Raw genomic sequence first — 6965 nt, forward strand, 5'->3', positions numbered from 1 at the left:
CAATTTAGCCGCCGCGATAGCCAGTATACCGCTTCCGGTCCCCAGGTCTAAAACCCGGTCACCAGTTTTTAGATATTTCTCTATTGCTTTCAAACAGAGCCTGGTAGTGGAGTGTTCTCCGGTTCCGAAAGCCATCTTGGGTTCCATCTCGATCACAAGCTTCTGAGGAAATCTTTTCTTGATCCAGCTCGGTTTGACAACAATTCTATCTGTCACCCGAATTGGCTTAAAAGTTCTTCTCCATTTTTTTGACCAGTCCTCCTCTTTTATTTCTGTTAACTCGACCTTGATCTCTATATCGTTTTTATCAAGTTTTCTGAGCGATTCGGCATATTTGTTCACCTTGTCGAGTAAAGATTCAGCCTTTAGTTTACCTTTAAGATACCCCTTTAAAGCAATCTTATCCCTTCCCTTTTCCTCTGTGACGTATCCTTTACAGCCATTCTCCACCAGTAAATTCCCGAAAAGTTCTGACATTGTCCGGGCAAGAATTAGCTTTATCTCGGTAAAATTTTTATCGATTCCTGTTGAAATGCTCACCTCCCACCTATGAGAAATTTCCCTTCCCTTTTGACCACTTTGACCTGCAGGATTTTGTTCTTTAGCCCATCATCACCTTCCATCAGGACGCGGATATAATTATCTGTCAACCCAATCAACCTGCCAGTTTTCTTGTCCTTAGTGCCCTCCACTAAAATCTCCATCTTTTTTCCGGTAAAGCGTTCCAGATGTTTTTCCCATTTCTCTTTACCGATCTGATGAAGAATTTCACTCCTCTTATGAATCACCTGAGGCGTTAGTTTATCTCTCATCTCCGAGGCTAAGGTTTCCCTTCTATCCGAATAACTGAAGACGTGAAGATAAGAAAGGGGTGAGCACAAAATAAATCCGCGAGTCTTTTCAAAATCCTCTTCGCTTTCTCCTGGAAAACCAACCATAACGTCCGCACCTAAGGTCACTCCTTCAATCCTGTCAAAGACCTCTTGAATTAAATCCCTGTATTCCTCCACCGTATAATTCCTTCTCATCCTTTTTAGAATCTCGTTACTTCCAGCTTGCAGAGGCAGATGCATGTGCCTGCAGAGCCTTTTCTCCTGAGATAAAAGCTCTATCAATTCCCCATCTAACTCCTTTGGCTCGATCGAGCTTAACCTGACCCTCTCTACTTGCGTCTCGGCTAAGATTCTCTTTAGAAGAGCAGTAAGGTTCATTCCGTCCTGTGAATATTTACCAATGTGAACACCAGTCAGCACCACTTCCTTGAACCCTTTATCCCCTAATCCCTTTATCTCATCAACGATTTCCTTTGCATCTCTGGATCTTTCCCTTCCGCGAGCCTTAGGAACTATACAATAAGAGCAATTTTCATTGCATCCATCCTGAATCTTCACCAGGGCACGGGTATGCTTAAATCTTCCAGCAATCCCGTTCTTTTGTTCTATTATCTCTGATGTCTCGCTGTACAATCTCTCCAGAATAACCTCTCCAATACTTTTCTTCTCTTCATTCCCTAAGACCAGAGCAACTCCTGGCAATTTATTCAGCAAATCCGGCTCGACTTCAGAATAGCAGCCCACTACAGCAATCTTAGAGCCTGGGGACCTTCTAAAAGCTCGATAAATAGCCTGTCTTGATGAATAATCACTCTGAGCCGTTACAGTGCAGGTATTGATTATATATAAATCTGCCTGCTCAGAGAAACCAACCCTTACGAAACCTGCTTTTTCCAGACTCTCCCCCATCCATTCGGTCTCGTACTGATTTAGCTTACATCCTACGGTAAATAAAGCGACTTTTCTCTGGCTCATAATGATAAAAAGTTAAACGTCAGTCAAAATCTAATCTTTGAGATGAGATTTGTAAACAGAAAAAGTGGTGTAGGGGGAGACAACCGCACCCAGGGGGTATGACTTTAATTGGGATATATCTCGCTCAGCCACTTGATGAGAGTAGACCCGCCTTGTGGGCAAGGCGGGTCTACCTGTAGTTACCAGCCAAGCACCTATCGGTAGACCCATCTTGCCCTCAAGATGGGTTGTGTCTTAAAGTAAATGAACAGGCAGGGTGCCTGTTCTACCTCATTCTACTACAAGAAGATACCCTAACCTGAAAGAGAATTAGGCAAACGGAGAATGGACCATATCTCTATATAAGTCATTGGAAATTACACTCTTTAACATTATAGACAGCTTTTCTTTTTACACCAGTTCTAATAAAGAATTTTACCCGAAAGTCGATAATAGTAAAAGAACAATCCAGAACTTGGATTAAGCAATTTTCATTCCTTAAACCCATGGAGAACCTATGGTAGGCTTAAGAGAACTTTTAGAAACGATGGTCAAAAAGAATGCTTCTGATCTTCATCTGACCGTGGGAAGCCCTCCGCAGATGAGAATTGACGGCAAACTGATTAAGACCAGCCATGATCTTCTGACTCCTGAGGACACGAAGAAACTGGCTTACTCCATTATGAGCGAGAAGCAGCGTCAGAAGTTCGAGGAAAAAAGCGAGTTAGACCTTTCTTTTGGAATAGAGAATCTCAGCCGGTTCAGATGTAACGTATTTATGCAGAGAGGAAACGTAGCAGTTGCTTTACGGATGATCCCTCACCACATACCCAGCTTTGAAGAACTGGGACTGCCTAAAGTGGCAATTGAATTTGCTAATCTGCCCAGAGGATTAGTATTAATCACCGGGCCAACAGGTAGCGGTAAATCGACTACCTTAGCTGCCCTTATCGATAAAATCAATAAAGAGAGGCATTGTCACATCATCACGGTTGAAGATCCGATAGAATACCTGCACCGCCATAACTGCGCCCTTATTAACCAGAGAGAAGTCTATTCGGATACAACTTCCTTTGCCTCTGCTCTGAAATATGCCTTGCGGGAGGACCCGGATGTAGTGCTCATTGGTGAAATGAGGGACCTGGAGACCATGGAAGCGGCTTTGAACATATCCGAAACCGGACATCTGGCTTTTGCTACTCTGCATACTAACTCCTGCGTTGAATCGATGAATCGGATAATCGATGTTTTTCCGGTCAATCAGCAGGAACAGGTGCGAGTTACCATTTCTTTTGTTTTACAGGCAGTGGTAACCCAGCAACTGATTCCCAAGATTGGTGGTGGCAGGGTCCTGGCACTGGAGGTAATGGTATGCACCCCGGCTATCCGGGCTTTGATCCGGGATGACAAAATCCATCAGATCTACTCTATGATGCAGGCAGGGCAGAAATATGGTATGAAGACTATGAATCAGTCCTTAGCAGAGCTTTATCTGACCCATAAGATAACGATTGGAGATGCAATAGGGAGAAGTTCGAACCCTCAGGAGTTGAATGAGCTCTTGTCCAAAAAGGAGCAGATCTCTAACCTGGTGTGATTTTTTTGAAATGAAGGAGGAGTAAATTGCCTATCTTCGAATACAAAGGAAAGACCTTAGCCGGAACATCTGTTTCCGGAGAGCTTAAAGCCAGAGACCGGGGCGAGCTGGAAAAGCTTCTGCGCAATAATAAGATCCTGGTAAGCTCGGTGATAAAAAAGCCATCCAGCATCAAACTCAGCTTTGGCCGTAAAAAAATTAAAAAAGTTCACATCTCCAGGTTTACCCGCCAGTTCGCTACCATGATCGGGGCAGGACTTCCCATGGTTCAATGTCTGGAGATACTCTCTCAGCAGAGCGATTCTGCAGGGATGAGAAAAGTGATCGGACAGGTCAAGGAAAGTGTCCAGGCAGGCACCACTTTAGCTGAAGCTCTATCCAGGCACAAGAAGACCTTCGATGATCTTTATGTAAACATGGTGGATGCCGGTGAGATAGGAGGAGCTCTGGATTCCATCCTTATAAGGTTAGCCGTCTATCGCGAGAAGGCTGATGCTTTGGTGCGAAAGGTAAGGGGCGCTCTGATCTATCCTGCTGTTATCCTTATAGTGGCTATAGGAGCTACTACCTTAATGCTTACTTACATTGTGCCCATCTTCGCCAAAATGTTTTCCGGGGTTGGAGCTGAGCTTCCAGGACCTACAAAATTCGTCTTAGGTTTAAGTCATTTCTTAAGAGCCAACTTTCTGGCCGGGTTGATTTTCCTGGCCCTGGCTGCAGTTGGGTTCAGGTTCTATGTGCGGACCGATCAGGGCCGTTTGACTATCGATAAACTCCTTTTGAAGCTTCCCTTAATCGGTGATCTTTTAAGGAAAAGCGCAATTTCCAGATTTACCCGCACCCTCGGAACTTTGATCTCCTCTGGAGTATCGATACTGGAGGCGCTGGACATCACTGCCAAGACTGCTGGTAACAAAGTTATCCAGAATGCCATAAAGAAATCGGTTGTCGCTATTGCTGAAGGAGAAACTATAACCCAGCCTTTGAAAGAGACCGGGGTATTTCCTCCTATGGTAACCCAGATGATCTCAGTTGGAGAAAAGACCGGAGGACTGGATGATATGCTTAGCAAGATAGCAGATTTCTACGAGGAGGAAGTGGATGCGGCTGTCTCAGCCTTGACCTCGATTATCGAGCCGGTGGTGATCATCTTTATGGGCGGCATAGTGGGAGGCATCCTGATCTCCATGTATCTGCCTATGTTCGATATCATAGGTAAAATTGGATAAGAAAACAAAATGGCTTAATGATTGACGATCTCCTGCCCTGGGTAAAACCAGGGCAGTTTTTTAGGCAAACAGTTTTTTCCCGACTGCAATGAACTCCAAAAAAAGAACACCAGAGCCTGCTAAGATCTCTCTTCCGCTTTTCTTCAGGCTATTGATTTACGTTTTTATACTTTTGACAGTAATCCTGTACTTCAAAGTTTCGAAAGAGCTTTTTTTTCCCTTTCTCTGCTATAGCCTGACAACCTTCGCTTTGCTTATGCTCCTGTTGTTCAAAGAAAAACTTAACTCTGAACTGTTGTTCAAGGGAGTGGTCGTTCTTCAGTTGATCTTCGAGGTCCTGGTGGAAACCGGCATAATGGCTGCAAGCGGTAGAGCGGAGAGCCCCTTTGCTATCCTCTTTCTTCTGACCATAGTGTCGGCCAGCCTGTTTTACAATCTGGCAGGCGCCTTGCTTGTGGCAACTTTATCCAGCCTGGGATACGCCTCAACCATCATCTGGGGTAATCTTTTCGCTTTTAAAAATCTACTGTCGGTCGACTGGATAAAAAATATCTATCAGTTAAATGACCCTGATTTTTACAGGATATTCTTATATCTCTGTTCTTTTTACCTGATTGCTTTTTTGAGCGGCTACCTTTCTGAACGCTTAAAAGTAAAGGGGCGGGAGCTTTCCCTGGTCTCGCTGGAACTGGACCGGATGAAAATGGAGACGGATGACATACTCCAGCATATGCACAGCGGGCTTATCACCGTAGACACACTGGGCAGGATAATCTATTACAACCAGACGGCAGAGGAGATCCTGGGATATTCAGCCAGAGAGCTGAAGGGCAAAAATTTCAAAGAAGTCTTTAACCGCAGAATGCCGGAACTGTGTGAAAAGTTGGAGCAGGCGTTAAATACTGAGCAGATCGACTTCAGAAGTGAACTATATATCAGAAACCAGTTGGGACAAAAAATTCCTTTGGGCATAAGTACCTCTATCCTCCAGGGGAAAAGTAACAAAAAGAGAGGAGTGATCGCCGTATTTCAAAACCTAACTGAAGCGAAAAAGATAGAGGAAAAGATGAGAATTCAAGACCGTTTGGCCACTGTCGGTGAACTCTCTGCCAGAATCGCACATGAGATCAGGAATCCCCTGGCCTCAATTTCCGGCTCGGTTGAGGTCTTGAAAAACGAATTAAATCTTGAAGGGGAAAATAACAAACTCTTAGAATTGATTATCAAGGAAAGCAGCAGATTAAATACGATCTTAACCGAGTTCCTCCAGTACGCCAAATTGGGAGAGACCCCCTTAGGAAAAGTCGAATTGGGGAGAATTGTGGATGAGGTTATCGAGATCGCGAAAAAACATCCCTCCTATCAGGCAAGAATAGACCTAAGAAAAAGGCTGGGTGACTTCCCGATCTATATTCTGGCAGAGGAAAATCAGCTCAAACAGCTCCTGCTAAATCTCCTGGTGAACGCCCTGGAGGCAATGGAGGAAAAGGGAAATGAGCTGATAATCACCTGTATGCCTTCTGATCTGGAGATCATTCGAAATTATAGAAAAGAGAAGCTGAAGGAAGATCTCTTCCTGCCTCTGGCTGTCCTAGATCAGGGGAATGGTATACCTGAAGAGCAGATGGGAAAAATCTTTTTACCTTTTTATTCTACCAAAAAAACCGGAACCGGCCTGGGTTTAGCCATCGTTCAGAGGATAGTTGCCAATCTAAATGGAAGAATAGAATGCAAAAGTAAACTGGGCCAGGGAACCGCCTTTATAGTCTATCTGCACAGGTATCATGGAGTGAAAAAAGAGGTGGCCCAGGTCTCATAACAGACATGAAAAAAGGTAAGAAGTAAGACGAAAGATGTAAGATGGGGTGGAGTGTAAACCTTCAGGTTTACCAGGATGAGTCAGAATTAACCTCACCCCAACCCTCTCCTTGGGAAGGAGAGGGAGATATTGGGCAGGGCTTTTAGCCTTGCTTTCTTTATTTAAATAGAGGAGGGCGAGGAAATCTCGCCCCTACCACTAAAATAATTTCTCAAAACCTTTCGCTTTGAAAATATAGATTCCCCCCTTGTACTTGCCTCTCAAAGCCTCAAGCTCATCATCCTTAAGCAGTCCCAGATCATAAACTTTCACTCTCGATTCAGGGTAAAAAATAGAAATCGCTTCCTCAAAACCGATGTGGAAAGTATAGGCTCCATTTATCCTTTGAGGAAGATTGGCAAAATAGATTTCTGAATCCTGAGGAGAGAGGCTGATTATCTTACCTGCTTGATGGATAACCTCCTGACAGACTTCCCCTGCTTTTCTCCACCAGACAGCTCTTTCATAAAGAACCAATCCATTGAAGATGAGGA

Annotated in this window: 6 protein-coding genes; 3 read left to right on the forward strand and 3 right to left on the reverse strand. The window is 44.2% G+C overall.

Translation table 11 applies throughout. The annotated features are described in order from the left end of the window. Both MUP17_10865 and mtaB read right to left on the reverse strand, forming a co-directional pair. Positions 1 to 540, reverse strand: a 540-nt coding sequence (locus MUP17_10865; protein MCJ7459480.1) for a 50S ribosomal protein L11 methyltransferase, incomplete at its 3' end; no start/stop codon positions are given. Beyond that, complete coding sequence (gene mtaB, locus MUP17_10870) at positions 537 to 1808, reverse strand: tRNA (N(6)-L-threonylcarbamoyladenosine(37)-C(2))-methylthiotransferase MtaB (protein ID MCJ7459481.1); 1272 nt, start codon at positions 1806 to 1808, stop codon at positions 537 to 539. The genes mtaB and MUP17_10865, both read right to left, overlap by 4 nt. A 496-nt stretch (positions 1809 to 2304) precedes the next feature. Between mtaB and MUP17_10875 the strand changes: the two genes are divergently transcribed. The 3 genes from MUP17_10875 (at position 2305) to MUP17_10885 (ending at position 6432) form a co-directional block, all read left to right on the forward strand. Then, positions 2305 to 3384, forward strand: coding sequence for a PilT/PilU family type 4a pilus ATPase (locus MUP17_10875; protein MCJ7459482.1), 1080 nt, complete (start codon positions 2305 to 2307; stop codon positions 3382 to 3384). A 26-nt stretch (positions 3385 to 3410) separates the two neighbouring features. Continuing rightward, positions 3411 to 4613 carry a type II secretion system F family protein gene (locus MUP17_10880; GenBank protein ID MCJ7459483.1) on the forward strand — a complete coding sequence of 401 codons (1203 nt, stop codon included), beginning with the start codon at positions 3411 to 3413 and terminating at the stop codon, positions 4611 to 4613. Between the two features lie 88 nt (positions 4614 to 4701). Next, positions 4702 to 6432, forward strand: coding sequence for a PAS domain S-box protein (locus tag MUP17_10885; GenBank protein ID MCJ7459484.1), 1731 nt, complete (start codon positions 4702 to 4704; stop codon positions 6430 to 6432). A gap of 198 nt (positions 6433 to 6630) precedes the next feature. On the opposite strand, the gene MUP17_10890 is transcribed toward MUP17_10885, so the two are convergent. Continuing rightward, positions 6631 to 6965: hypothetical protein (locus tag MUP17_10890; GenBank protein ID MCJ7459485.1), on the reverse strand; the 335-nt coding region annotated here is incomplete at its 5' end.

It is taken from the genome of Candidatus Zixiibacteriota bacterium, assembly GCA_022865345.1.
Lineage (GTDB): Bacteria > Zixibacteria > MSB-5A5 > MSB-5A5 > RBG-16-43-9 > RBG-16-43-9.